Raw genomic sequence first — 354 nt, forward strand, 5'->3', positions numbered from 1 at the left:
GAAACAGGTCGTCGATCACTGCCTGGGTTGAAGGATCAACAGCTACCACGGCCGGCGATTGCTCAGGGCCCTGATAGGTTGGATCAGTTCGGCGACGAGCGACCAGATCGCCTACGACGACAGGCTTGTTTGATCGATTCACAGGCGTACTCCTTTCGCGGCCCAGTCATCACCCGGCGAGCCTTCCTCGCTGCTTGACGTACCGGCGGCCTGGGCGCGCTCTCGCTTGATCCACCCGGCCAGCTTGAAACACCAGCCAGCGGCCGTATCCAGAACGGATGTTTTTGCAACGAAGAAACCCTTGAAGCCGGACAGCAGTTCAGCGGTTAGGGCGTCAGCTGGTAGCCCTGCGAT

Annotated in this window: 1 protein-coding gene; it reads right to left on the reverse strand. The window is 60.2% G+C overall.

Annotation, left to right across the window (positions count from 1 at the left end):
- Positions 1-138: 138 nt before the first annotated feature.
- Positions 139-354: hypothetical protein (locus KMS84_RS39435; protein WP_256921472.1), on the reverse strand; the 216-nt coding region annotated here is incomplete at its 5' end.

Origin of the sequence: Streptomyces hilarionis (assembly GCF_024539675.1) — a bacterium.
GTDB lineage: Bacteria > Actinomycetota > Actinomycetes > Streptomycetales > Streptomycetaceae > Streptomyces > Streptomyces hilarionis.